This is a genomic window from Streptomyces physcomitrii, assembly GCF_012273655.1.
Classification (GTDB): Bacteria; Actinomycetota; Actinomycetes; order Streptomycetales; family Streptomycetaceae; genus Streptomyces; species Streptomyces physcomitrii.
In genome coordinates this window covers 81,487-106,763 of the sequence record NZ_JAAWWP010000009.1, presented here as the reverse complement: position 1 = coordinate 106,763, position 25,277 = coordinate 81,487, and the positions used below count along the sequence as shown (strand labels likewise).

Annotated in this window: 18 protein-coding genes; 9 read left to right on the top strand and 9 right to left on the bottom strand. The window is 73.6% G+C overall.

The features are described from left to right. Positions 1-58: 58 nt before the first annotated feature. The 6 genes from HFV08_RS16370 to HFV08_RS31170 form a co-directional block, all read right to left on the bottom strand. Positions 59-1,465: an MFS transporter gene (locus HFV08_RS16370; protein WP_168540175.1), complete on the bottom strand. Its 1,407-nt coding sequence runs from the start codon at positions 1,463-1,465 to the stop codon at positions 59-61. A 124-nt stretch (positions 1,466-1,589) separates the two neighbouring features. After that, positions 1,590-2,432 carry a 3-hydroxybutyrate dehydrogenase gene (locus tag HFV08_RS16365; RefSeq protein ID WP_168540173.1) on the bottom strand — a complete coding sequence of 281 codons (843 nt, stop codon included), beginning with the start codon at positions 2,430-2,432 and terminating at the stop codon, positions 1,590-1,592. A 100-nt stretch (positions 2,433-2,532) separates the two neighbouring features. Continuing rightward, entirely contained in the window at positions 2,533-4,527 is a 1,995-nt protein-coding gene (locus tag HFV08_RS16360; RefSeq protein ID WP_168540171.1) for an ATP-dependent DNA helicase, read from the bottom strand. A 582-nt stretch (positions 4,528-5,109) separates the two neighbouring features. Next, positions 5,110-5,868, bottom strand: a complete 759-nt coding sequence (locus HFV08_RS31635) for a GNAT family N-acetyltransferase (RefSeq protein WP_168540169.1) — start codon at positions 5,866-5,868, stop codon at positions 5,110-5,112. A gap of 38 nt (positions 5,869-5,906) precedes the next feature. Next, positions 5,907-7,841 carry an IucA/IucC family protein gene (locus tag HFV08_RS31630; RefSeq protein ID WP_376770643.1) on the bottom strand — a complete coding sequence of 645 codons (1,935 nt, stop codon included), beginning with the start codon at positions 7,839-7,841 and terminating at the stop codon, positions 5,907-5,909. A gap of 5 nt (positions 7,842-7,846) precedes the next feature. Further along, on the bottom strand, positions 7,847-9,190 hold the full coding sequence (locus tag HFV08_RS31170; protein WP_312885650.1) for an aminotransferase class III-fold pyridoxal phosphate-dependent enzyme: 1,344 nt from the start codon (positions 9,188-9,190) through the stop codon (positions 7,847-7,849). Positions 9,191-9,483: 293 nt separating this feature from the next. Here HFV08_RS31170 and HFV08_RS16345 point away from each other — a divergent pair, with 293 nt between their 5' ends. Next, a complete protein-coding gene (locus tag HFV08_RS16345; RefSeq protein WP_168540167.1) occupies positions 9,484-10,707 on the top strand; it encodes a trypsin-like serine peptidase in 1,224 nt (407 codons plus the stop codon). 181 nt (positions 10,708-10,888) lie between these two features. Continuing rightward, positions 10,889-12,088 carry a trypsin-like serine peptidase gene (locus HFV08_RS16340; protein WP_168540165.1) on the top strand — a complete coding sequence of 400 codons (1,200 nt, stop codon included), beginning with the start codon at positions 10,889-10,891 and terminating at the stop codon, positions 12,086-12,088. Between the two features lie 74 nt (positions 12,089-12,162). On the opposite strand, the gene hflX is transcribed toward HFV08_RS16340, so the two are convergent. Then, positions 12,163-13,668, bottom strand: coding sequence for a GTPase HflX (gene hflX / locus HFV08_RS16335; RefSeq protein WP_168540163.1), 1,506 nt, complete (start codon positions 13,666-13,668; stop codon positions 12,163-12,165). Between the two features lie 434 nt (positions 13,669-14,102). On the opposite strand from hflX, the gene HFV08_RS16330 reads away from it, so the two are divergent. The 4 genes from HFV08_RS16330 to HFV08_RS16315 all read left to right on the top strand — a co-directional run bounded on the left by HFV08_RS16330 (position 14,103) and on the right by HFV08_RS16315 (position 18,071). Next, the gene (locus HFV08_RS16330; protein ID WP_168540058.1) at positions 14,103-14,918 is read left to right on the top strand and encodes an SCO2400 family protein; all 816 of its coding nucleotides are present in this window, start codon (positions 14,103-14,105) and stop codon (positions 14,916-14,918) included. 345 nt (positions 14,919-15,263) lie between these two features. Continuing rightward, the gene (locus HFV08_RS16325) at positions 15,264-15,629 is read left to right on the top strand and encodes a bifunctional 3-phenylpropionate/cinnamic acid dioxygenase ferredoxin subunit (RefSeq protein WP_040247461.1); all 366 of its coding nucleotides are present in this window, start codon (positions 15,264-15,266) and stop codon (positions 15,627-15,629) included. Next, the gene (locus HFV08_RS16320; RefSeq protein ID WP_168540161.1) at positions 15,626-16,810 is read left to right on the top strand and encodes an NAD(P)/FAD-dependent oxidoreductase; all 1,185 of its coding nucleotides are present in this window, start codon (positions 15,626-15,628) and stop codon (positions 16,808-16,810) included. The genes HFV08_RS16325 and HFV08_RS16320 overlap by 4 nt, the downstream gene beginning before the upstream one ends. Positions 16,811-16,949: 139 nt before the next feature. Beyond that, a complete protein-coding gene (locus HFV08_RS16315) occupies positions 16,950-18,071 on the top strand; it encodes an aromatic ring-hydroxylating oxygenase subunit alpha (protein WP_168540159.1) in 1,122 nt (373 codons plus the stop codon). Positions 18,072-18,113: 42 nt separating this feature from the next. Here HFV08_RS16315 and HFV08_RS16310 read toward each other — a convergent pair whose 3' ends face one another. Both HFV08_RS16310 and purU read right to left on the bottom strand, forming a co-directional pair. Then, entirely contained in the window at positions 18,114-18,920 is an 807-nt protein-coding gene (locus HFV08_RS16310; RefSeq protein ID WP_168540157.1) for an IclR family transcriptional regulator, read from the bottom strand. A gap of 183 nt (positions 18,921-19,103) precedes the next feature. Then, on the bottom strand, positions 19,104-19,979 hold the full coding sequence (purU, locus tag HFV08_RS16305) for a formyltetrahydrofolate deformylase (protein ID WP_168540155.1): 876 nt from the start codon (positions 19,977-19,979) through the stop codon (positions 19,104-19,106). A 198-nt stretch (positions 19,980-20,177) separates the two neighbouring features. On the opposite strand from purU, the gene HFV08_RS16300 reads away from it, so the two are divergent. From HFV08_RS16300 to HFV08_RS16290, 3 genes are all read left to right on the top strand, one after another. Beyond that, on the top strand, positions 20,178-22,616 hold the full coding sequence (locus HFV08_RS16300; RefSeq protein ID WP_168540153.1) for a GcvT family protein: 2,439 nt from the start codon (positions 20,178-20,180) through the stop codon (positions 22,614-22,616). 140 nt (positions 22,617-22,756) lie between these two features. Then, entirely contained in the window at positions 22,757-24,046 is a 1,290-nt protein-coding gene (glyA, locus tag HFV08_RS16295) for a serine hydroxymethyltransferase (RefSeq protein WP_168540151.1), read from the top strand. Then, positions 24,043-25,275 carry a sarcosine oxidase subunit beta family protein gene (locus tag HFV08_RS16290; RefSeq protein ID WP_168540149.1) on the top strand — a complete coding sequence of 411 codons (1,233 nt, stop codon included), beginning with the start codon at positions 24,043-24,045 and terminating at the stop codon, positions 25,273-25,275. Before glyA ends, HFV08_RS16290 begins: the two co-directional genes overlap by 4 nt. Positions 25,276-25,277: the final 2 nt, after the last annotated feature.

The window sequence follows — 25,277 nt, the reverse complement described above, 5'->3', positions numbered from 1 at the left end:
CACCTGCCATCTGTCAGACGGGAGGGGCCCGGAGCGGCGGCGACCCCCTCCTCGCCCCTCACCTGCGGGTGACGGCCGCCTTCCCGGCCGTCGGGCGGACATCCTCGGGCGCGCCGGGTTCCACCGCGGCCAGGTCCCGGCCGCGGGTCTCCCGGGCGGCGAGCAGGGCCACCAGGGTGAGCACGGCGGCCAGCGTCATATAGACCGAGATCGGGGTGGAGGTGCCGTAGCCGGAGAGCAGGGCGGTGGCGATCAGCGGGGCGGGCGCCCCGGCCGCGACGGAGGAGAACTGGGCGCCGATGGAGGCCCCCGAGTACCGCATCCGGGTCGCGAACAGCTCGGAGAAGAAGGCGGCCTGCGGGGCGTACATCGCGCTGTGGAAGACCAGTCCGACGGTGACCGCGAGGACCAGCGCGGGGAAGGACTTGGTGTCCAGGAGGGCGAAGAAGAACCAGGTCCAGACGCCGACGCCGAGGGCGCCCACGAAGTAGACCGGTTTGCGGCCCACCCGGTCGGAGAGCGCGCCGAAGAGCGGGATGAGGCAGAACTGCACGGCGGAGCCGATCAGTACGGCGTTCAGCGCGGTCTGCTTGCCGAGTTCGAGGTGGTCCACGCAGTAGGCGAGGACGAAGGTGGTGATCAGGTAGTACGAGATGTTCTCCGCCATCCGGGCGCCCATGGCGACCAGGATGTCCCGCCAGTGGTGGCGCACCACCGCCAGCATCGGCGGCTGCTCGACGGCGCCCTGCTCGGCCTTGCGGCGCTCGGAGCGGGCCAGCGCCTCCTTGAACAGCGGGGACTCGTCGACCGCGAGCCGGATCCACATGCCGATGCCGACCAGGACCGCGGAGAACAGGAAGGGCACCCGCCAGCCCCAGCTGTTGAAGGCCTCGTCGCTGAGCAGGGTGGTCATCAGCGAGAGCACCCCGACCGCGATGAGGTTTCCGGCGGGGGCGCCGCCCTGCGGCCAGGAGGCCCAGAAGCCGCGGCGCCGGGCGTCACCGTGCTCGGAGACCAGGAGCACCGCCCCGCCCCACTCGCCGCCGAGGGCGAAGCCCTGCACCACCCGGAGCAGGGTGAGCAGGATGGGCGCCGCGATGCCGATGGTGTTGTAGCCGGGGACGCAGCCGATCAGGGTGGTGGCGCCGCCCATCATCAGCAGGCTGACGACCAGAAGCTTCTTGCGGCCGATCCGGTCGCCGTAGTGCCCGAAGACCAGGGCGCCGAGCGGCCGGGCGGCGAAGCCGATGGCGTAGGTGAGGAAGGAGAGCAGGGTGCCGGTGAGCGGGTCGGACTCCGGGAAGAAGACCTTGCCGAAGACCAGGGCGGCGGCTGATCCGTACAGGAAGTAGTCGTACCACTCCACGGTGGTACCGATGAGGCTGGCTGCGACGACCTTGCGCAGGGCCCGGGGGCTGGTGGGTGCGGTGCCGGGGGGTCCGGCGTCGGCGGGAGCGCTGGCCATGGGTGTCACCGTTCTCGGGGAGGGGACGGGGGTGCGGGTGTCCGGGTGCGCGGGGCGGCCGCGACCGGTGCGGGGAGCGGGTGAAAAGCCTTCGGTGGTACGGGTGTTCAGGGGCGGCGATGGTTCAGCGGGCCGTCCAGCCGCCGTCCATGGGCAGGGACATGCCGGTGACCGAGGCGCTGAGCGGGCCGCAGAGCCACAGGGCGGCGCCGGCCACCTCCTCGGGTTCCACCAGCCGCTTCACGGCGGAGGTGGCGAGCAGGACCTCGTCGAGGACCTGCGCCTCGGGGATGCCGTGCGCGCGGGACTGGGCGGCGATCTGCTCGGTCACCAGGGGGGTGCGGACATAGCCGGGGCACAGGCAGTTGCTGGTGACCCCGTGCAGGGCGCCCTCCAGGGCGGTCACCTTGCTCAGCCCTTCGAGGGCGTGCTTGGCGGTGACGTACGCGGACTTGAACGGGGAGGCGCGCAGCCCGTGGACGGAGGAGATGTTGACGATCCGGCCCCAGCCGCGGTCGTACATATGGGGCAGGGTCCGGCGCAGGATGCGGAAGGGGGCCTCCACCATCACGCGCTGGATGGCGGTGAAGCGCTCGGGCGGGAACTCGTGCAGGGGGGCGATGTGCTGGAAGCCCGCGTTGTTGACCACGATGTCGATCTCGGCGGGCAGGGCGTCCACCGCCTCGGGGTCGGCGAGGTCGACCGCGTGCACGGTGCCGCCGGTCTCCTCGGCGACCGCCTTGGCCTCGTCCGCGGCGCGGTCGACAACGTGGACATGGGCCCCGGCGGCGGCGAGGGCGTAGGCGCAGGAGCGCCCGATGCCGCTGGCCGCCCCGGTGACGAGTGCGGTGCGGCCGGCCAGGAACCGGCCGCCCGGCAGCGGAAGCGCGGCGTGGCCCTGCTCGGCTGCGGGCGCGTCGGCGGTGGGCTGCGGCGGGCGGGCCTGGGGACCGCGGGTGCTCTCCATGGCCGTCACCGTAGGAACGGCGCGGTGTCCCGGACATGGGGCCGACCGCCATAGTTGGCGGCGCGGTCGTGGCGGGCAGAGCTATACCCACTGCGGCGGACTAGGAGGACGCGCGCGCCGCCGCGTCGATGGCGGCCAGGGACCTGCGGGCCTGGTTGCGGTCGGTGGTGTACCAGAAGGCGGGCATCGAGGCGCGCAGATAGCTGCCGTACCGGGCGGTGGCCAGGCGGGGGTCGAGGACCGCCACCACGCCGCGGTCGCCGGCGGCGCGGACCAGGCGGCCCGCGCCCTGGGCCATGAGCAGGGCGGCGTGGGTGGCGGCGATCGCCATGAAGCCGTTGCCCCCGCCCTCCTCGACCGCCTTCTGCCGGGCGCTCATCAGCGGGTCGTCGGGACGCGGGAAGGGGATCTTGTCCATCACCACCAACTGGCAGGCGGGGCCCGGGACATCGACGCCCTGCCAGAGCGAGAGGGTGCCGAAGAGGCAGGTCTTCTCGTCCGCCGCGAAGTTCTTGATCAGCTCGCCGAGGGTCTCCTCGCCCTGGAGCAGGATCGGGAACTCCGGGATGCGGGTGCGCAGTTCCTCCGCGGCGAGCTGGGCGGCGCGCATCGAGGAGAAGAGGCCGAGGGTGCGGCCGCCCGCCGCCTGGATCAGCTCGGTCAGTTCGTCGAGCATGTCGCGCCGGTCCGCGTCCCGGGCGGGCCGGGAGAGGTGCGAGGCCACGTACATGATGCCCTGCCTCGGGTAGTCGAAGGGCGAGCCGACGTCGAGGCCCTTCCACACCGGGGCGGGGGTGTCCTCGGTGCCCTCGGGGGTGACCGTGCCCTCCGGGGCGAGGCCGAGGGAGGCGCCGACGCCGTTGAAGTCGCCGCCGAGCTTGAGGGTGGCGGAGGTGAGCACCACCGAGCGCTCCGCGAACAGCTTCTCGCGCAGCAGCCCGGAGACGGACATGGGGGCGACCTTCACCGAGGCGCCGAAGCGGTCGTGGCGCTCGTACCAGACGACGTCGTACTCCGAGCCGTGGGTGATCCGCTCCGCGACATCGTGCACGGTCTCCATGGAGGCGAGCGCCATCTTGCGGACCGCGTCCTCGTCCTGCACGGACTTGTCGCGGGTCCGGCCGAGCGCGGAGACCACATTGCGGGCGGCGTCCCGCATCGCCAGCATCGCGTACGAGAGGTCCTCGGGGACGGTTTCGAGGCGGCCGGGCAGGGCCAGCTCCATGAGGCGCTCGAAGCCCTCGGCGGCGGTCTGCATCTGGTCGGCGATCTTCTCGTCGACCAGTTTGGCGGCGCGGCGGACCGCCCGGTTGACCTGGCCCGGGGTCAGCTCACCGGTGGCCACGCCGGTCACCCGGGAGACGAGTTCATGCGCCTCGTCGACGATGAGGACGCCGTGCTTGGGCAGCACCGGGGCGCCCTCGATGGCGTCGATGGCGAGCAGGGCGTGGTTGGTGACGACCACGTCGGAGAGCTTGGCGCGCTCGCGGGCGTTCTCCGCGAAGCACTCGGCGCCGTACGCGCAGCGGCTCGCGCCCAGGCACTCGCGGGAGGAGACCGCGACCTGCGCCCAGGCCCGGTCGGAGACGCCGGGGGTGAGGTCGTCGCGGTCGCCGGTCTCGGTCTCGTCGGACCAGTCGCGCAGCCGCAGCAGATCCTGGCCGAGCTTGCTGGAGGGCGCGGCGGCCTCGAACTGGTCGAAGAGGCCCTCCTCTTCCTCCTGCGGCATGCCCTCGTGCAGCCGGTGCAGGCACAGGTAGTTCGAGCGGCCCTTGAGCATCGCGAACTCGGGCCTGCGGCGCAGCAGCGGATGGAGCGCGTCCACGGTGCGCGGCAGGTCGCGCTGGACCAGCTGGCGCTGCAGGGCCAGGGTCGCGGTGGCGACGACCACCGGCTCGCCGTGGGCCAGCGCGGGGACCAGGTAGCCGAGGGACTTGCCGGTGCCGGTGCCCGCCTGGATCAGCAGGTGGGAGCCGTCGTCGATGGCGTCGCCGACGGCTTCGGCCATGGTCACCTGGCCGGGTCGCTCGGTGCCGCCGACCGCTTCGACGGCGGCGTGCAGAAGCTCGGGGAGTGTGGGGCGCGAGGACGTCATAGGGCGACCAGCCTACGACGTGGCACCGACAGCGCGCCCGCCTCCCGGGCCCCGTGCACCGGAGGCGGGGAGGGGTTCGAACCGGCGTGTGGGAGGGCGTCCCGGGTGGCCGGCCGGGCCGCGGCGGCGGGCGGCCGGAGGCCCGCGGGAAGGGGCGGTCCGGCGGTCGGCCGGAGGGCGCGGACCGGTGGACAGGGCGGGCAGCCAGGCAGTCAGGCCGTACGGAGCGGACCGGCGGACAGCCCTGAGCGACCGGCAGCCCGGCGACCCGGCAGCCCGGCGGCCCGACAGCCCGGAGGTCAGTCCCCCGGCCCGTCCTCGCGGGTGAGCCGGTCGAGGACGAGCCGTGAGGATGCGCTCCGAGATCTCCTCGCCCGCGCTGGCCCGGGAGAGGACCAGCGCCCCGACCAGGGTGGACAGTTCGGCGAGCGCCCGGTCCTCGTCCACCCCCTCACCGCCCGGTGTCCGCGCCGAACCGGCCGCGCCCGCCGCCGACCGGGAGCGAGGCGGAGCGGCGGTGGTTCCGGGAGAAGCGGCCGGTTCCCTGCTGAGCCCCGGCCGCCACCGGGACCGGGCGGTTCGCTACCGGAGCGGGGTCAGGGCGGAGCGCAGGGCGCGTTCGCGCACCATCAGGGCGGCGCGCTTGCCGGGGAGGTCGACCTCGGCGCTCAGCCGGAACCCGGCGCTCAGAAAGGCCGCCACGGAAGGCGTGTTGCGCAGGTCCGGCTCGGCGAGGATCCGGGTGCAGCGGGGGCGGTGCGCGAGGACGAGGTCGGCGACGGCGCGCAGCAGGGTGCTCCCGAGGCCCCGGCCGCGGTCGCCCACCGCGCCGATGAGCAGATGGACGCCGGTGTCGTGCGGGCGGGCCGGGTAGTGGCGGGCCAGCGGGTCGAGGTCGGCCCGGTAGAGCTCCCAGTAGCTCATGGGGGCGCCGTCCAGGAGTCCCAGGCAGGGCAGGCTGCGGCCGTCGCCCTGGAGCTGGGGCAGCAGATGCGCGGCGGTGGTCTCCTCGGGTCCCGCCAGTTCCCAGAACTCGTCCACGGCGGGGTCGTTCATCCACCGGCTCAGGAGCGCCAGGTCCCGCTCCGGGCGCACCGGTTCGAGCTGGAACTCGCCGAAGGCGGTACGGGCGGGCCCCCATCCGGCGACCCCGTCGAGCAGGTCCTCGCCCGCTGATCCGGCGGCGGGCCCGGCCGGGCGGGAGAGGAAGAGCTGGGTGAACTCGGCGGGCAGCCGCAGTTCGAGGGTGTCCTCGGGGCCCGCGGTGTCCGCAACCACCGGGGCCCGGGGCCCCGAGGCGGCGGGGGCGCCGGGACTCGTACCGGCTTCGGCAGGGGGCACGGCGGGCTCCTCGGGGACGGCCGGGAACGGCGGCGGGGTCAGGGCAGCAGGGGGTTGGCGAGGGTGACGTAGACGGACTGGGTGTCGACCGGGCCGACCAGTTCGTCCAGTCCGCGCAGCCTGGTGAGCAGGTTCGCCTTGCAGCGCAGTACGGGCGCCTCCAGGAGCTGGGCGGGCAGGGCCGAACGTCCGCTGCCCACCGCCTCGGTGAGGAAGCGGCGGAAGGCGGCGAGCAGGAGTTCCTCCTCGGCCAGGCCCTGGGAGCCGAAGGCGCCGATGAGGCCGAGGACGTTGTTGATGCCGAGGTAGTAGGCGAAGCGCTCGTCGGTCACGGCGTCGGCGACGAAGGTGTCCCCGGCCTCGCCGACGCCGGGGAGCAGCGCGGAGAGTTCGGCCCGTCTGGACTCGCGGAAGTAGTAGCCCTGGTTGTCGCGGTAGCGGCCGCCCGCGGGCCAGCCCTCCGGGTCGAGGAGCAGCAGGGTGTTCTGCTGGTGCGCCTCCAGGGCGATGCCCGCCTCGCCGTCCAGCCAGAGCACGGGCCGTACGACCTGTTCCAGATAGCGCAGGAACCATTCGGCGGAGACCGCGTGCAGGGGTGCCCCGGTGCGGGCCGCGAGGCGGCCGACGGTCTCGGCGAGGCGGGAGCGCAGCGGGCCGGTGCCGTCTCCGACGGGGCGCGGGGCGAGGAAGCCCGCGACGCAGGCCACGTCGTCGCCGGGGCCGAAGGGGTTGTGCCGGATCATCACATCGAGCCCGGTGACGGGCGTGCCGTCCGGTCCGTCGATACCGAGCCAGGCGGGGTCGCGCACGATGTCGAAGCCGGGGTGCCGCTGCCGCCAGCGCGCCGCGAGCCCGCCGCGCAGCAGCCGGTGCACCTCGACCCCGCGGTGGAGTTCCTTGCGCAGGTTCTCGCGGCGGGAGTTGGTGATCCGCACGCCGAGCGAGAGCTTGAGCATGGCGGGGGCGCCGGTGCGGTAGACGGTGCGCACCGAGGAGGTGGGGCTCCAGGGGTCGCCGTGCGCCCCGAGGTCGAGGAGCAGCCCCGCGGAGAAGAGGGCGCCGACGTCCTCCCGGTGGCGCAGTTCCCGGATCTGCCAGGGGTGCGCGGGCACGGCGGCGAATCCTTCCGGCAGTACGAGGTCCCGGCCGCCGAGCCGGGCGGCGAGGGTCTCGGCGGGTACCGCCCGGCCGCGCTCGGTCCACGCGGAGTCGGCGCGCAGCACCGAGTGGTGGGCGGCGATCCAGTGCAGGGGGAAACTGCCGCGCAGTTCGGGCGCGTACCGCTCCCCCTCGGCCTCGGAGAAGCCCTCCCTGCTCTTCGGCGCGGGGTGCAGGGGGTGCCCGAGGACGAGGGACTGCTCGGCGGCGAGGAAGAGGTCGGGCTGGTCGCCGGGGCGGGCCCGGCGGCCGGCGAGGAATCCGGCGGTGCGGCGCACCGAGTCGGCGACCCTGGCGACGAGGTCGGTGGCGTCCGGTGACGGCAGGGCGGGGCGGCGCCCGGCGCCCTGGCCCGGCACCCGGCCCTGCTCGGCGGGCGCGGCCTCGGCGCCCTCCGCGCCGAGCAGCGCCGCGAGGGCGACCGCGTCGAGCGGGGGCGCGGCGGCCGGGGCACCCTCCAGGCGCGGCAGCCCGAAGCGGTGCCAGCCGCAGGCCGACCAGTAGTGCACCGGCACCAGCAGGGCGGTGCCAGTCGCGGGCAGCGGAAGCCGCAGGACGCCGCCCTCGGGCTCGGCCGGATGCCGCTCGCGCACCCAGCAGCGCAGCAGGTTCTCGGCCGCGGCGCCCTGCGCGGCGAGCCGGGCGTCGGGGTGGTCGAGGAGGTCGGCGCCCGCCTGCCCGGGCACCTCCCGGGCGGGGTGCGCCGGTACGGGGCGCGGTCCGGCCGCCTGCCGGGGCACGGCGGCACCGGGCGGGCCGTACTCCTCCCGGCCGGGCTTGCGGGGGGTGCCGTCGGATGAGGGCGTGGCGTTCACGGGGTCTACCTCGGGGGTGTGGGAAAGGTGCGGTCCGCGGGCGCGGTGAGGGCCGCGGACAGGGCTTCGGCGAGCCGGTCGAGCACGGCCGCGGTCTGCTCCTCGGTGAGGGTGAGCGGCGGAAGCAGCCGTACGACCGAGGAGTCGGGGCCGCCGAGTCCGACCAGGAGGCCGCGGGCGAGGCAGGCGGACCGGACCCGGCGGGCGAGCCGGGGCGCGGGGGCCGGGGGCTCGCCCGCGGTGCCGCCCGGGGTGAGGAGCGGGATCCCGATCATCAGGCCCCGGCCGTGGACCTCCCCCATGGCCTCGAACCCGTCCGCGAGCGACCGGAGCCGCCCGAGGAGGTACCCGCCGAGTCGCGCCGCCCGGTCGGCGAGACCGGCCCGGCGGATGTGGGCCAGGGTGGCGGCGCCCGCGGCCAGGGCGAGCTGGTTGGCGCGGAACGGGCAGGCGGAGTCGGGGAGTTCGCCGTCGTACTCCGCGCGGTGGACGAGGGCGGCGAGCGGCAGACCGCCGCCGAGGGCGCCGGCGAGGACCATCACGTCCGGGACCACCCCGCTGTGCTCGACGCCCCAGAAGGTCCCGGTGCGGCCGAGGCCGGTCCTGGTCTCGTCGGAGAGCAGCGGGACGCCGTGGGCGGCGGTGAGCGCGCGCAGTCGGCGCAGCCACGCGTCCTGGGCGGAGGGGGTGCCGCCCTCGTCCCGGACGGGGGCGAGGAGTACGCCCGCGATGCCGCCCGCCCGGCCTCCGGCCCCGGTGAGCAGCGCCTCGGCCTCCCGGAGTCCGGCGGCCTCCGGGTCTCCCGGGTGCTCGCGCGGGGCGGGCAGCCGGATCACCTCGGCACCGGCCAAGTCGTCCGCGCAGGAGTCCGGTCGGGCATCGGCGAAGGTGAGGAGCGTGGAGCGGCCGGTGGCCGGGCGGACCAGGCGCAGGGCCGCGGCGGCCGCCCGGGCGCCGGCCGGGGAGCAGAACCGCACCCGGGCCCGGCCGGCGAGATCCGGCGGCAGTGTCCTGAACAGTTCGGTGACGAAGGCGTCCTGGAGGCGGCTGGTCAGACCGGCCGCCTGGAGGGGTTCGCCGGAGTCGAGGACGTCCCGGATCGCCGCGAGCACCACGGGGTGGTTGTGTCCGAGGGCGAGCGCGCCCCCGCCGGAGAGGCAGTCCAGGTAGCGGCGGCCGTCGGCGCCCTCCACGGTGAGCCCGCGGGCGCGCACCGGCACGATCGGCAGGGCGCCCGGCTCGGTGCCGTGTCCACGGGGGCGCCGCGGGCGCCCGGCCGCGGGCTCCTCGCTCCGGAGCGGGCCGGGCTCGCGGGGCCCTGGGGTGTGCGCGGGCTCGGTCAGCGCCACGGGTCCTCGTCCTCCCCTGCTGCGCACCGGCGCCGCCTGCGCCTTCGCTCAGCGCGGAGGGCCGGGCACCGGTGGCGGACCCCCCGCCCCTACAACGACGCATCCGCCGGGGGATCACGGGTGGCCGGAAGATCCTTGTCGTGACGGAACCGTTGCCGTCCCGTCGGAACCCGCGAACGGCCCCGGCATAGTGTGGGTGGCCGTTCAGCAGCACAGAGCCGGACGGCGCCCGGTCCGCCGGGGCCCCGCCGTCCGGCGGGTGCGTCTCATTTCAGCCAGGGGGAGTCAACTCCATGCGATCCATACGCCCGCTCTTCGCCGCGCGCAGGGGAGGCCCCGCGCGCCGCAGAACCCCGGTGGCGGCAAGTCTCGCCCTCGGTGCGGCACTTGCCCTGACCGCGACCGCCTGCGGACCCGAGGACGACAACGCGGGCGGCGAGAGCAGCCCCACCGCCTCGGACCCGGGCCACAGCGAGCACGACGGGATTCCGGCGGACATCCGGGACCGGCTCAAGGAGCGCGGGATCGACCTGGACTCCTGGAAGAACGGCGACTGGAAGAACTGGGACCGGGACAAGTGGCTCCGCGAGGCCAAGGACTTCATCAACCCGATCATCGACGGGCTGTGGGACCCGGACCGGATGCGTGACGCCAACCCGCCGGAGAAGGACGTCGACGAGAACGACATCTCCGGCGACCAGGGCGTCACCGACCCGACCCCGTCGCCGGTCAAGGCCGAGGCGGCGGCCGCGCCCTACCACGGCAACGCGGCCGAGGCCGGGAAGCTGCTCTTCGACTCCCCCAAGGGCTCGATGGTCTGCTCGGCGACCGTGGTGAAGGACCCGGCGCACCCCGGCAAGTCCAACCTGGTGTGGACCGCGGGTCACTGCGTGCACGCGGGCAAGGAGGGCGGCTGGTACCGCAACATCGCCTTCGTGCCCTCGTACAACAACGACGCGAAGCCGACCTCGGAGCTGGAGCGGGCCACCCGCGAGGAGATCGCCCCCTACGGCGTCTGGTGGGGTGACTGGGTGCAGACCTCGGACCAGTGGATCGAGCAGGGCGGTCCGGTCGGCGGCGAGGGCGCGCCGTACGACTTCGCGGTCATCCATGTGACCCCGGAGAAGGGCAAGGAGGGCAAGTCCCTGGAGGAGACGGTCGGTTCGGCGGTGCCGGTCGACTTCGACGCCCCGGCGGTCCCGAAGATCGCGTCGCTGAAGGCCAAGGGCTACCCGGCCGCGCCTCCCTACGACGGGCAGAAGCTCTTCTCCTGCGCCGACAAGCCGGGCCGCCTCTCGCTGGCCGAGGCGCAGCCGACGATGTACCGGATCGGCTGCACCATGACCGGCGGCTCCTCCGGCGGCGGCTGGCTCGCCACCGGCTCGGACGGCAAGCCCGCGCTGGTCTCCAACACCTCGATCGGCCCGGTGACTTCGGGCTGGCTGGCCGGTCCGCGCCTGGGCAAGGAGGCCAAGGGCGTGTACGAGGCCGTGAGCAAGAAGTACGCCGGCCGGTAGGCAGGGCGCGGGACCGGGCCGGGGCGGGGTGGCCGACTGCCAGATCTTCACCACCCCGCCCCGGTTCGTCCTCGATCGGCCCGGCATAGTAGGGCCCGCGGGGCAGGGGGCCGAGGACTCGATCAGGCCACGCCCTGACCAGCACATGACACTTTTCGGTACACACGGGGGTTTTCGCACCATGCGTTCCATACGATCGCCCTTCTCCCGGGGCCGGCGCCTGACGGTCGCCGCCACGGGCCTGATCGCCGCCCTGTCGCTCACCGCGACCGGCTGCGGCGGGGGCGACGACGACACCTCGGCCGCGGACAAGCCGTCCGGCGCCGCCTCGCAGGGCACCGAGGGCGACAAGGTCCAGCTGCCCGGCAATCTGAAGGAGCGCCTCAAGGAGCGCGGCATCGACGCCGACAAGTGGGCGAACGGCGGCTGGAAGAACTGGGACAGGGACAAGTGGCTGCGGGAGGCCAAGGACTTCGTCAATCCGGTGATCGAGGGGCTGTGGAAGCCCGACCGGATGGAGAAGGCCAAGGACCCGGGCACCACGCTCGCCGCCAAGAGCTCCTACGGCGACGGCGGTTACAGCGACCCCGACCCGCAGCCCGTGCAGGCCAAGCGCGAGAAGACGCCGTACCACGACTACGCGGCCCCGGTCGGGAAGATCTTCTTCGACTCCCCCGAGGGCTCGATGGTCTGCTCCGGCACGGTCGTGAAGGACCCGCGCAACCCCGGTAAGTCCAACCTGGTGTGGACCGCGGGCCACTGCGTGCACGCCGGTGCCCAGGGCGGCTGGTACCGCAACATCGCCTTCGTGCCCTCGTACAACGACAACGGCAAGCAGGGCGCCGCGCTGCAGAGCGCCACCCAGCAGGAGATCCAGCCCTACGGCCAGTTCTGGGCCGACTGGGTCGCCACCTCCAACGAGTGGATCGAGGGCGGCGCGCACTCCGGCAGCGACGCCTTCGCCTACGACTACGCGGTGATGCACGTCAAGCCCGAGCAGGGCACCAAGTCCCTGGAGGAGACGGTCGGCAACGCGCTCGACGTCGACTTCACCGTGCCCGAGGCCCGCGAGATCGGCACCATGGGCGCCTGGGGCTACCCGGCGGCCCCGCCCTACGACGGCCAGGTCATGCACAAGTGCCTCGACCGTCCCGGCAATCTGTCCATCGGCGCCCAGCTGCCGACCATGTACCGGATCGGCTGCACCATGACCGGCGGCTCCTCCGGCGGCGGCTGGTTCCGTGCGGTGAACGGCAAGTCGCAGCTGGTCTCCAACACCTCGATGGGCCCGGCGGACAACAGCTGGCTGGCCGGACCGCAGCTCGGCCAGGGCGCCAAGAGCGTCTACGACATGATGAGCGAGAAGTACGGCTCGCAGTAGCCCGCGCGCCCGGCGAAGGGCCCGCACTCCCGATGGGGGGTGCGGGCCCTCGTACTGCCGGGGTGCGCCGGGGCTCAGCCCGCGGCGGCCGGGGTGTACGGCGCCAGCTCCGCGGCGAGTTCCTCGTGCACCCGCGCCTTCAGCAGGGTGCCCTCCGGGGTGTGCTCCTCGGAGATCACCTCGCCGTCGTCGTGCGCGCGGGCCACCAGGCGGCCGAGCGCGTACGGCACCAGGGCGGTCACCTCGACCTCGGGGCGCGGGAGTTCGGCGTCGATCAGGGCGCGCAGCTCCGCGATGCCCTGGCCGGTGCGGGCCGAGACCACCAGGGCCCGCTTCTCCTGGCGCAGCAGCCGCTGCAGGACGAGCGGGTCGGCGGCGTCCGCCTTGTTGACCACCACGATCTCGGGGACCTTGGTGGCGCCGACGTCCCGGACCACCTCGCGGACGGCCGCGAGCTGCTCCTCGGGGGCCGGGTGCGAGCCGTCCACCACGTGCAGGATGAGATCGCTGTCGCCGACCTCCTCCATGGTGGAGCGGAAGGCCTCCACCAGGTGGTGCGGAAGGTGCCGGACGAAGCCGACGGTGTCCGCGAGGGTGTAGAGCCGCCCGCTCGGCGACTCGGCCCGGCGCACGGTCGGGTCGAGGGTGGCGAACAGCGCGTTCTCCACCAGCACACCCGCGCCGGTCAGCCGGTTGAGCAGCGAGGACTTGCCCGCGTTGGTGTATCCGGCGATGGCGACCGAGGGCACCTTGTTGCGGCGGCGCTCCTGGCGCTTGATCTCGCGGCCGGTCTTCATCTCCGCGATCTCCCGGCGCATCTTCGCCATCTTCTCGCGGATCCGCCGCCGGTCCGTCTCGATCTTGGTCTCACCGGGACCGCGGGTGGCGAGGCCGCCGCCCTTGCCGCCGCCCATCTGACGGGACAGGGACTGGCCCCAGCCGCGCAGCCTGGGCAGCATGTACTGCATCTGCGCCAGCGCCACCTGGGCCTTGCCCTCACGGGACTTGGCGTGCTGCGCGAAGATGTCGAGGATCAGGGCCGTACGGTCGATGACCTTGACCTTGACGACGTCTTCGAGGTGGATCAGCTGGCCCGGGGACAGCTCACCGTCGCAGATGACGGTGTCCGCCCCGCTCTCCAGGACGAGGTCGAGCAGCTCGCGGGCCTTGCCGGAGCCGATGTAGGTGGCCGCGTCGGGCTTGTCGCGACGCTGGATGACGCCGTCGAGGACGAGCGCGCCCGCGGTCTCCGCGAGGGCGGCCAGCTCCGCGAGGGAGTTCTCCGCCTCCTGGGAGGTGCCGGTGGTCCAGACGCCGACCAGGACCACGCGCTCCAGGCGCAGCTGCCGGTACTCGACCTCGGTGACGTCCTGCAGTTCGGTGGAGAGTCCGGCGACGCGGCGCAGCGCGGCGCGGTCGGAGCGGTCGTACTGCGCGCCGTCCCGCTCGGTGTCGATGCCGTGGCTCCAGGCGACGTCCTCTTCCATCAGGGCATCGGCCCGTAGGTCCTTGGCGAGTCCATCGACGGAAGTCCGAGCGGAGCTCTGTGCGGCCTGGGGGAGGGAAGAGGAGGAGGTCATTGGATCCTTACGCAGTGCGAATGGGACAGCGGAAGGGACTTCTCCGCCTGCTGTGACAACGTCCGGGACGCCCCGTGGATTCCCGGGTGCCCCGGTGCCGTACCGGTACGGACCGGGCGGCGGCGTCGCTCGAAGATGGTCGCACGGCGGCCCCTCCCGCGTCACCGGAGTTTGCGGCGCGCCCCGGAGGCGGTGGCCGCAACGCGGCACTCGACGGGCTCCGGGCGCCTTTCGGGCCCCTCGACCGACACGTCCGAAGGGTGCGCGATTCCCCAGAGATCTTCGCAAGAGCATCACACAGAGTGAGCTCTCGGCCCCGCGGCTGCCATTAGCGTTGCTCCCCCGTTCCTCCTCCACACCGGCTCCCGCGCGGGAGTCCCCTTCACCGATGGTCGGCCCCCGCTGGCGCGACACCAGTCAGAGAAAGAGCGCGGATGGATTACTGCGACACCTGCCGCCGCACGCTCAACGGGGCCCTCGTCTGCCCTGGCTGCGGCGCCTACGCCCCGGACATCGCGCCGTACGGCTCGTCCGGCGCCGCGGCCACCGCCACCATGGCCCCCTACGAGGCCCTGGACCCGTCCGCCCCGGCCGAGCACCTGGACTTCCCGGAGCCCGCGGTGGAAGCCGCCGCCGGGGCCTCCGCCGCCACGGCGGCGCAGGGCCGACCGCCGGAAGCGAGCGCCGCATCGGGCCTCGGCCGGGCCGCCCGGCGCCGCCAGCAGGAGCGCTGGCGGAAGAACAAGCGCCGGGCCGCCGCGGCGACCGCCTTCGCCTTCATCGGCGGCGGCTTCACCATCGCCGCGCTCCCCGGCAAGTCCGCCCCGGGCTCCTCGCATGCCGCCACCCCGCCCGAGCCGGTCACCGCGCCCTCCTCGGGCACGCCCGGCTCCGGCCCCTCGGCGACACAGGAACCGGACAGCCGGACCTCGACGCGGCCCGTGCAGGAGTCCGGCGGGCACGCCTCGGAGCAGGCCCGCTCCCGGCCCGCGGAGGCCGGTTCGCCGAGCCGCGCGCACCGCTCCGCCGACCACCCGCAGGGCACGCCCTCCGCGAAGCCGTCCTCGGCCACGCCGGAGCGTCCCGAGCACACCGACCCGGTGCCGACCGAGGAGCCGCCGCAGTCGCCGGGCACCACCCCGCCGCCGACGACACCGCCGACCACTCCGCCGCCCTCCACCACGGAGCCGAGCGATCCCCCGGCGACGGACCCCTCCGGAATCTGCGTGCTCTTCATCTGCATCGACTGAGACCGGCCCCGGCCGGCCCGCCGATCGTCACCGCCCCCGGACCCTCCCCGGTCCGGGGGCTTTCGTCTGTCCGCACGGGGCACCGGCGGCTCGCATTACGCAACAGAACCCGTAGTTTGAGACAGACTTCCCCGCCCTGTCCTGGCCTTCCGCACCCTCGGCGGCCGCGCGCCGGAGCGTCAACTCCCGCTGTGAGCTGGGCTTTTACGAGGTCCGAGCCCCCGGGTCCGGCCCCGCGTCCGTCCGGGCAAGGAAGGGCGGGCAGCTCCTTGACAAGGTATGGGGGCGTCTCCACACTGGCGTTGCGCGGCTCGCAATCTGTTTCACTATACGCACCGGAGTGTCATGATGATTCCCGTGTGCCGTCTCGCCGATCTTCCGCGAGGCGAAGCCTTCCGGCTCGACACCAAGCCCCCCGTCGTGGTGTTCCACACCGAGGACGGCGAGTTCTACGCGATCGACGACACCTGCACCCACCAGGACGCCTCCCTCGCGGAGGGCTGGTTGGAGGGGTGCGCGGTCGAATGCCCCTTGCACGCCTCGAAGTTCGACCTGCGCACCGGGCAGGCCGACGTCCCGCCGGCCCGGCTTCCGGTACGCACCCACCAGGTGGTGATCGAGGGGGAGACGATCCACCTGGTGCTGTCGGACGCCGTTCCGAACCTTCCCTTCGCCGCAGGCCGCGGCCCTGTCGCAGGAGGCGCGACATGAAGAGTGTGGCCATTGTCGGAGCATCACTGGCAGGTCTTTCCGCCGCCCGGGCCCTGCGCAAGCAGGGCTACGCGGGACGCCTGCTGATCATCGGCGAGGAGGCGCACCGCCCCTACGACCGGCCCCCGCTCTCCAAGGAGTTCCTCGCCGGAAGCATCGACGAGGAGGCCCTGTCCCTGGAGGCCGAGGACGAGGACCTCGGCGCGCAGTGGCTCCTCGGCACCCGGGCGACCGCCCTGGACGGGCCGAGCCGCACCCTCGGCCTCGACGACGGGTCCACCCTCAGGGCCGACGGCATCGTGCTGGCCACCGGCGCCTCGGCACGCGAACTCCCGGGCGCGCGGCGGCTGCCCGGCGTCCACCTGCTGCGCACCCTCGACGACGCCCGCGCCCTGCGCCGTGATCTGCGCGGGGGCGGACGCCTGGTCGTGGTGGGCGGCGGCTTCGTCGGCGCGGAGGTCGCCTCGACCGCGCGCGGACTCGGCATGGACGTCACCCTGGTCCAGTCCGGCCCGGCCCCGCTCGCCGGGGTGCTCGGCACCGCCATGGGCCGCGCCGTCTCCCTGCTCCACGTGGACCACGGGGTGCGGATGCTCTGCGGGACGGGCGTACAGGGCCTCACCGGGACCGACCGGGTGAGCGGGGTGGTCCTCGCGGACGGGCGCACCGTACCCGCCGACATCGTCGTCCTCGGCATCGGCTCGCGCCCCTGCACCGACTGGCTCCACGGCTCCTCGGTGGCGCTCGGCGACGGCGTGGTGTGCACGGCCGCGGGTGCCACCTCGGTGCCGGGTGTCGTCGCCGTGGGCGACTGCGCCTCCTGGTACGACCCGCTGCTCGGCACCGGCCGCCGGGTGGAGCACTGGTCCGGCGCCCGGGACCGCGCCCCGGCCGCCGTGGCCACCCTGCTCTCCGGCGGCACGGCGGGCGGGGAACTGCCCCGGCCGCCCTACTTCTGGTCCGACCAGTACGGGGTGCGGATCCAGTTCACCGGGCACACCGGCCCCGCCGACAGCGTGGCGATCGAGGAGGGCGCGGTGGACGACCGCAGCTTCCTCGCCGTCTACCGGCAGGCCGGGCGCCCGGTGGGGGCGCTCGGGGTGAACAGGACGCGCTCCTTCATGCGGTGGCGCCGCCAGCTGGCCGGGGCCCGCGTGCCGCAGCAGCCCGCCGTGCTGTGACCCCTCCCCCGCAGGCGGCCGGCTGACGCGCCGCCCCGGCCACCGTCCCCGCCGCCCCGCCCGCCGGGGCGGCGGGGGCGGTCCGCCCTGACTTCCCCCGTCGTAGGGACGACCCCATCGTGTAAGTGAGGAGTGCACCGTGACGACAAGCAGCCGGACCCAGAGCCTCATCGCCACCCTGCCGGGCACCTACTACACCAGCCCCGAGGTCTTCGCACGGGAGCAGGAGCACATCTTCGAGACCTCGTGGTTCTGCGCGGTGCGCTCCGCCGACCTCGCCGCCCCCGGCGCCTTCCGCACCGTGACCGTCGGGCGCGAGAGCGTCCTGGTGGCCCGGGGCCGCGACCAGGGGGTGCGCGCCTTCCTCAACGTCTGCCGCCACCGCGGCGCCCGGCTGTGCACCGAGGAGTCGGGCACGGTCCGGCGGGCCTTCCAGTGCCCGTACCACGCCTGGACCTACAACCTCCAGGGCGAGCTGATCGCGGCGCCGAACCTGACGAGCATGGCCGATGTCGACCGCCGCGACTACGGGCTCGGCCGGGTGCAGGTGCGCGAGTGGCTCGGCTATGTGTGGGTGAACCTGGCCGAGCGGCCGGGCTCCTTCGAGGAGGAGGTGATGGCGGCCGTCACCGCCCGCCTCGGCGACGGCGAGGCGATCGCCCGCTACGACCTCGCGGGCCTGGAGACCGGCAAGCGGATCAGCTACGACGTACGGGCCAACTGGAAGCTGATCGTCGAGAACTTCATGGAGTGCTACCACTGCGCCACCATCCACCCCGAACTCACCGAGGTGCTCCCGGAGTTCGCGGACGGCTTCGCGGCGCAGTTCTACGTGGGGCACGGCGCCGCCTTCGCGAAGGAGGCGGAGGGGTTCACCGTGGACGGCTCGGCGGGCCTGGAGCGGATACCCACCGTCGCGGCGGAGCAGGACCGCCGCTACTACGCGATCACCGTGCGGCCGCAGGTCTTCGTCAACCTCGTACCCGACCATGTCATCTTCCACCGGATGTATCCGCTGGCCCCGGACCGCACGCTCGTCGAGTGCGAGTGGCTGTACCTGCCGGAGGTGGTGGCGCAGGGCAGGGACCTGACGCGTTCGGTGGAGCTCTTCGACCGGGTCAACCGGCAGGACTTCGACGCCTGTGAGCGCTGCCAGCCCGCCATGAGCTCCCGGGGCTACGCGGGCGGCGGCGTCCTGGTGCCCAGCGAGCACCACCTCGCCGAGTTCCACGACTGGGTGCGGGGGCGTATCGGGGAGTGAGGCGACCGGGAGGGACCTGGGCAGGGCGCGCGGGCGCCGCGCTCAGTCCAGCTGCTCCATCTGCCCCATGCGGTTGCTGATCTCGGCGGCGCCCGCGAGGAGTTGGGGCGCCAGCTCGTGCATGCGCTCCTCGGTGAAGCGGTAGGCCGGGCCCGAGGCGCTGAGCGCGGCGAGGGGCTCGCTGTCGGGGGTGCGGATCACCGCGGCCATCGCGTGCAGGCCGGCCTCGAACTCCTCCAGGGTGACCGCGTAGCCGCTCTCCCGGATCAGTTCGAGGTCCTTCTCCAGCTTGGTCTTCGCGGTCAGGGTGCGCTGGGTGAGCTTGGGCATGCCCGCCGCCGCGAGGAGCTTGGTGCGCTGCTCGCGAGGGAGGTGGGCGAGCATCGCCTTGCCGCTGGAGGTCGCGTGCAGCGGGGTCAGCCGGCCCACCCAGTTCTGGGCGGCGACGGCGGCCGGGCCGAGCGCCTGGTAGACGTTGATCGCGTGGTGCTCCTCCAGGACCGCGATGTTGACCGTCTCGCCGAAGACCTCGGCCAGCCGCTCGCAGACGGGCCGGCCCTCCTTGGTGATGTCGAAGCGCCGGGTGACCGCGCCCGCGAGGCGCACGATGCCGAAGCCGAGCCGGTACTTGCCGCGCTCCGCCGTCTGGTCCACGAGTCCGCGTGACTCCAGGGCGCCGAGGAGGCGGAAGGCCGTGGACTTGTGGACGTCGATCTCGGCGGCCACCTCGCTGACGCCCGCCTCACCGCGCTGAGCCAGAATCTCCAGGACGCTCACCGCCCGGTCGACCGACTGGACGCCGCCGGGGGCCGGGGACCCGGAATCGCCTGCTGCCGTCTGGTTGCTCATGGCGCAACCATACGCGTGACCGGAGAAGGCACCGCGATCACGGCGGCAAAGTTTCTGGGCCGCGATGCTTCCGTGACGTGCGTGTGGCCGAGCGGAGCCGCCCCGCGCGAGCGCCCTGGGCAAACAGGGCAAAGGGGAGGCGCCCGGTGCGCACGGGGCGCGTGCCGGGCGCCCGCGGGAGGCTCAGCGCAGCACCACGGTCCGTTTGCCGTTGACGACGACCCGGTTCTCGGCGTGCCACCGCACCGCCCGGGCGAGCACCGTGGCCTCGACGTCCCGGCCGACGGCGACCAGGTCGGCGGGGCCGAGCGCGTGGCCGACCCGTACGACGTCCTGCTCGATGATCGGGCCCTCGTCCAGGTCCCCGGTGACGAAGTGCGCGGTGGCGCCGACGAGTTTGACGCCGCGCTCGTGCGCCTGGGCGTAGGGGCGCGCGCCCTTGAAGCTCGGCAGGAAGGAGTGGTGGATGTTGATGGCCCGGCCTTCGAGGTGCTTGCAGAGGTCGTCGGAGAGGATCTGCATATAGCGGGCCAGGACGACGGTCTCGATGCCGAGGTCCTCGACGACGGCCCGGAGTTCGGCCTCCGCCCGCTCCTTGGTGTCCGGGCCGACCGGGATGTGCCGGAAGGGCACCCCGTAGGAGCGGGCGAGACCCGCCAGGTCCGGGTGGTTGGAGACGATCAGCGGGACGTCGATGTTGAGCTCCCCGGTGCTGGTGCGCGAGAGCAGGTCGCTCAGGCAGTGGCTGTAGCGGGAGACCATCAGCAGGGTGCGCTTGGGCACCGCCGCGCCCGACAGCTCCCAGCTCATGCCGCGGCCCTCGGCGACCCGCGCGAAGGCGGCGCGCAGGGCCTCGGCCGAGGAGCCCGGGCCCTCGGGCACGGTGAACTGCACCCGCATGAAGAAGTGTGCGCGCTCGGGGTCGTTGAACTGCTGGCTCTCCAGGATGTTGCCGCCGTGCCGCAGCAGGAAGGCGCTGACGGCGTGCACCAGGCCGGGCCGGTCGGGACACGAGAAGGTCAGGACGTACTCGCGTCCGGAGTCGGGGCGAGGAGACATGGCGCTCCCTCCGTGAGTGCGCGATGCGCAACGCTGTGTCCGATGTGCAACATCGTCAGGATCCGCGCCGCCGCGGTCAAGAGGGCCGCAGGGAGTCGTCCGGGGTGCCGGAGACCCCCTTGACAGTGCCTCGGGCTGCCCTCACTGTGAGTTGCGCAGCCTGAATCTTGTTGCGTCAAAAGCAACGGAGGTGTGTTGATGGCAGGGCCTCGCGTGGTCATCATCGGAGCCGGTGTCGTAGGCGCGGCACTGGCCGACGAACTCTCCCACCGCGGCTGGACCGAGATCACCGTGGTCGACCAGGGGCCGCTCCCGGCGACCGGCGGATCCTCGTCCCACGCGCCCGGTCTGGTCTTCCAGGCCAACTCCTCGAAGACCATGACGGAGATGGCCCGCCGCACGGTGGAGAAATTCCTCGCCCTCGAAGTCGACGGCGAGTCCTGCTTCCAGCAGGTCGGCGGGCTCGAACTCGCCACCACCGCCGAGCGGTTGGCCGAACTGCACCGCAGGCAGGGCTGGCTCACCTCCTGGGGCGTCGAGTCCCGGGTGGTCGGGCCCGAGGAGTGCCTGCGCCTGCACCCCCTGGTGGACCGGGAGCGGGTGCTCGGCGGGCTCCATGTGCCCACCGACGGGCTGGCCCGGGCCCTGCCCGCGGTGGCGGCCCAGATCCGGCGGGCCGAGGAGCGCGGGGTGCGCTTCCTGGCCCGGCACGAGGTGCTCGACATCCGCAGCGAGGAGGGCAGGGTCACCGCGGTCGTCACCGACCGGGGCGAACTCCCCGCCGAGATCGTCGTCTGCTGCGCCGGCATCTGGGGCCCGAAGATCGCCCGGATGGCCGGGACGGAGCTGCCGCTGACGCCGCTGGCCCACCAGCTGGCGCGTACCGGACCGATCCCCGCACTCGCCGGGCAGGAGCGGGAGGCCGTCCGCCCGATCCTGCGCCACCAGGAGGCGGACCTCTACTACCGCGACCGCTGGGACCGGCTCGACATCGGCTACTACGGCCACCGGCCGATGCCGGTGACCGTGGACCAGATCGCCTCGGTGGACGAGGCCGAGGAGATGCCCTCGGTACAGCCCTTCACCGAGGCCGACTTCGCCGAGGCCTGGACCGAGACCCGCTCGCTGCTCCCGGCCACCCGCGAGGCCGAGCTGAAGGAGGGGATCAACGGGCTCTTCTCCTTCACCGCCGACGGGCTGCCGCTGCTCGGCGAGTCCGCGCGGACCAAGGGCTTCTGGGTGGCCGAGGCGGTGTGGGTCACGCACTCCGCCGGAGTGGGCCTGGCGATGGCGGAGTGGCTGGTCGACGGCTACTGCTCCTCCTTCGACCTGCACGCCTGCGACCTGAACCGCTTCGAGCCGCACCAGCTCTCCCCCGAGTACGTACGGGCCCGCTCCTGCCAGAACTTCGTCGAGGTCTACGACATCGTCCACCCGCTCCAGCCGCCCGCCACCCTGCGGCCGCTGCGGCTCAGCCCCTTCCACACCCGCCAGCGCGAGCTCGGCGCCCACTTCCTGGAGGCCTCCGGCTGGGAGCGCCCCCAGTGGTACGAGGCCAACGAGGCGCTCCTGGCGGACCGGCGGATCCCGGCACCCGGCGACTGGGCGGCCCGGCACTGGTCGCCGATCGTGGGCGCCGAGGCGCTGGCCACCCGGGAGGGCGTCGCCCTGTACGACATGACCGCGCTCAAGCGCCTGGAGATCACCGGGCCCGGCGCGGGCGCCTTCCTCGAATACCTGACGACGGCTCATGTCGACAAGTCGGTCGGCTCGGTGACGTACGCGCTGCTGCTCGACGAGGACGGCGGCATCCGCAGCGACATCACGGTGGCCCGGCTCGGCCGCGAGCACTTCCAGGCCGGGGTCAACGGGAGCCTGGACCTCGACTGGCTCACCCGCCATCTGCCCGGCGACGGCTCGGTGCAGGTCCGCGACATCACCGCGGGCACCTGCTGCATCGGGCTGTGGGGGCCGAGGGCCCGCGAGGTGCTCCAGCCGCTGACCGAGGCCGACTTCTCCGCCACCGGGCTGCGCTACTTCCGCGCCAAGCGGGCCCACATCGGCACGGTCCCGGTGACGGCGATGCGGCTGAGCTACGTCGGCGAACTCGGCTGGGAGCTGTACACCGAGGCCGACCTCGGCCTCAAGCTGTGGGACACCCTCTGGGAGGCGGCCCGCCCGTACGGCGGGATCGCGGCGGGGCGCGGCGCCTTCAACAGCCTGCGTCTGGAGAAGGGCTACCGCTCCTTCGGCACCGACATGACCAACGAGCACGACCCCTACGAGGCGGGCCTCGGCTTCGCGGTGAAGAAGGACAAGGGCGACTTCCTGGGCCGGGCCGCCCTCCAGGCCCGCTCCGGCGAGGTCCGCCGCCGCCTGGCCTGCCTGACCGCGGCCGACCCGCGGGACACCGTCCTCGGCAACGAGCCGGTGTACGACGGCGCCGCACCGGTCGGCTACGTCACCAGCGCGGCCTTTGGCCACACCCTCGGCAAGGCCATCGCCTACGCCTGGCTCCCGGCCCGGCTGGCCACCCCGGGGCAGCGCCTCGACATCGGCTACTTCGACCGGCGCGTCCCGGTCGTCGTCACCGAGGAGCCCCTCTTCGACCCGTCGATGACGCGACTGCGCGGCTGACGGCGGTCCGGTTCTTTCACGGCCCGGTCCCGGTACCCCCGGTCCGGTCCCGGTGCTCCCCACCCGGTCGCGGTACGCCCCGTCCGGCTCCGGTACTCCCCACCCGGTCTCGTGCCACGTCCCTTCGGAGGCAGGCAGACATGAACCCTTCCGACTCCCCCGCCGCCACCTCGCTCGCCGCCCTGGACCCCGAGGTGTTCGCCGCGGTCCAGGCCGAGTTGGACCGCCAGCGGTCCACCCTGGAGATGATCGCCTCGGAGAACTTCGCGCCGCCCGCGGTCCTCGAGGCCCAGGGCTCGGTGCTCACCAACAAGTACGCCGAGGGCTACCCGGGCCGCCGCTACTACGGGGGCTGCCGGCACGTCGACGTCACCGAGCAGCTCGCGATCGACCGGGCCAAGGAGCTCTTCGGCGCCCGCTTCGCCAATGTGCAGCCGCACTCGGGGGCGCAGGCCAACATCGCCGCCTACTTCGCGCTCCTGGACCCCGGCGACACCGTCCTCGGACTCGACCTCGCGCACGGCGGCCACCTCACCCACGGCATGCGCCTGAACTACTCGGGCCGCATCCTCCGGATGATTCCGTACCAGGTGAGTCCGCGCGACCACCTGGTGGACATGGACGAGGTGGAGCGCCTCGCCAAGGAGCACCGGCCCAAGATGATCGTCGCGGGCTGGTCGGCGTACCCGCGGCAGCTGGACTTCGAGCGGTTCCGGGCCATCGCCGACCAGGTCGGGGCGCTGCTCCTGGTCGACATGGCGCACTTCGCCGGCCTGGTCGCCGCCGGACTGCACCCGAACCCGGTCCCGTACGCCCATGTGACCACCACGACCACCCACAAGACGCTGGGCGGCCCGCGCGGCGGAATGATCCTGACCGGGGACCCGGCGCTGGCCAAGAAGATCAACTCGGCGGTCTTCCCGGGCATGCAGGGCGGCCCCCTGGAACACGTCATCGCCGCCAAGGCGGTGGCCCTGCGCCTGGCCGCCCAGCCCGCGTTCCAGGACCGCCAGCGCCGCACCCTCGCCGGTGCCCGCCTGCTCGCCGACCGGCTCAACCGCCCGGACCTGGCGGCCGCCGGGGTGCGGGTCCTCACCGGCGGCACCGATGTGCACCTGGTCCTGGTCGACCTGCGCGAGGCGCACCTGGACGGCAGGCAGGCCGAGGACCTCCTCGACGGCATCGGCATCACCGTCAACCGCAACGCCGTGCCCTTCGACCCGCGCCCCCCGATGGTCACCTCGGGCCTGCGCGTCGGCACCCCCGCGCTCGCCACCCGGGGCTTCGGCGAGGCGGAGTTCACCGAGGTCGCCGACGTGATCGCGCGCGCCCTGCTGCCCGAGCCCGACACCGCCGCGCTGCGCGCCCGGGTGGTGGCGCTCACCGCCCGGCATCCGCTGTACGCCGAACTCCCGGGAGCCGAGGGATGAGCGCCGACGCCCGGGCCGCCGACGCGGTCGAACACCCCGAATGGCTCTGGCACGCGGCCGAGCCGAAGAAGTCCTACGACGTGGTGATCGTCGGCGGCGGCGGACACGGACTCGCCACCGCCCACTACCTCGCCCGCAACCACGGCATCACCCGGGTCGCGGTACTGGAGAAGGGCTGGCTCGCGGGCGGCAACATGGCCCGCAACACCGCCATCATCCGCTCCAACTACCTCCTCGACGCCAGCGCCGCCCTCTACGAGCACGCGCTGAAGCTCTGGGAGGGTCTCGCGGAGGACCTCGACTACCCGCTGCTCTTCTCCCAGCGGGGCGTGCTGAACCTGGCGCACAGCCCGCAGGACGTACGCGACGGGGTGCGCCGGGTGGAGGCCAACGCGCTCAACGGGGTGGACGCCGAGTGGCTCGACGCCGAGCAGGCCCGGGAGGTCTGCCCGATCCTGAACATCTCGCCCGAGGCGCGCTATCCGGTCCTCGGCGCGACCTACCAGCCGCGGGCCGGTATCGCCAAGCACGACCATGTCGCCTGGGGCCTGGCGCGCTCGGCCGCGGCGGCGGGCGTGGACCTCGTCGAGAACTGCGAGGTCACCGGCATCGACGTACGGGCGGGCCGGGTCACCGGGGTGCGCACCACGCGCGGGGTGATCGCCGCGGACCGGGTGGCGCTCTGCGCGGCCGGGCACTCCAGCCGCCTCGCCGCGCTGGCCGGTTTCCCGCTGCCGCTGCAGAGCCACCCGCTGCAGGCCCTGGTCACCGAACTCCTGGAGCCCGTCCACCCCACGGTGGTGATGTCCAACGCGGTGCACGCCTACGTCAGTCAGGCGCACAAGGGCGAACTGGTCCTCGGCGCCGGGATCGACGCGTACAACGCCTACACCCAGCGGGGCGCCTTCCACATCGTCGAGCGCCAGATGGCCGCGCTCCTCGAACTCTTCCCGCTCTTCGCCCGCGCCCACGTCCTGCGCGCCTGGGCGGGCGTGGTCGATGTCAGCCCCGACGCCTCACCGGTCATCGGCCACACCCCGGTGGAGCACCTCTATGTCAACTGCGGCTGGGGAACCGGCGGTTTCAAGGCCACCCCCGCGGCCGGCTGGGTCCTCGCGCACACCCTCGCCCATGACACCGCCCATCCGCTGGGCGCCCCCTTCGGACTCGAACGGTTCACGACCGGCGCGCTCGTCGACGAGCACGGCGCGGCCGCCGTGGCCCACTGAGG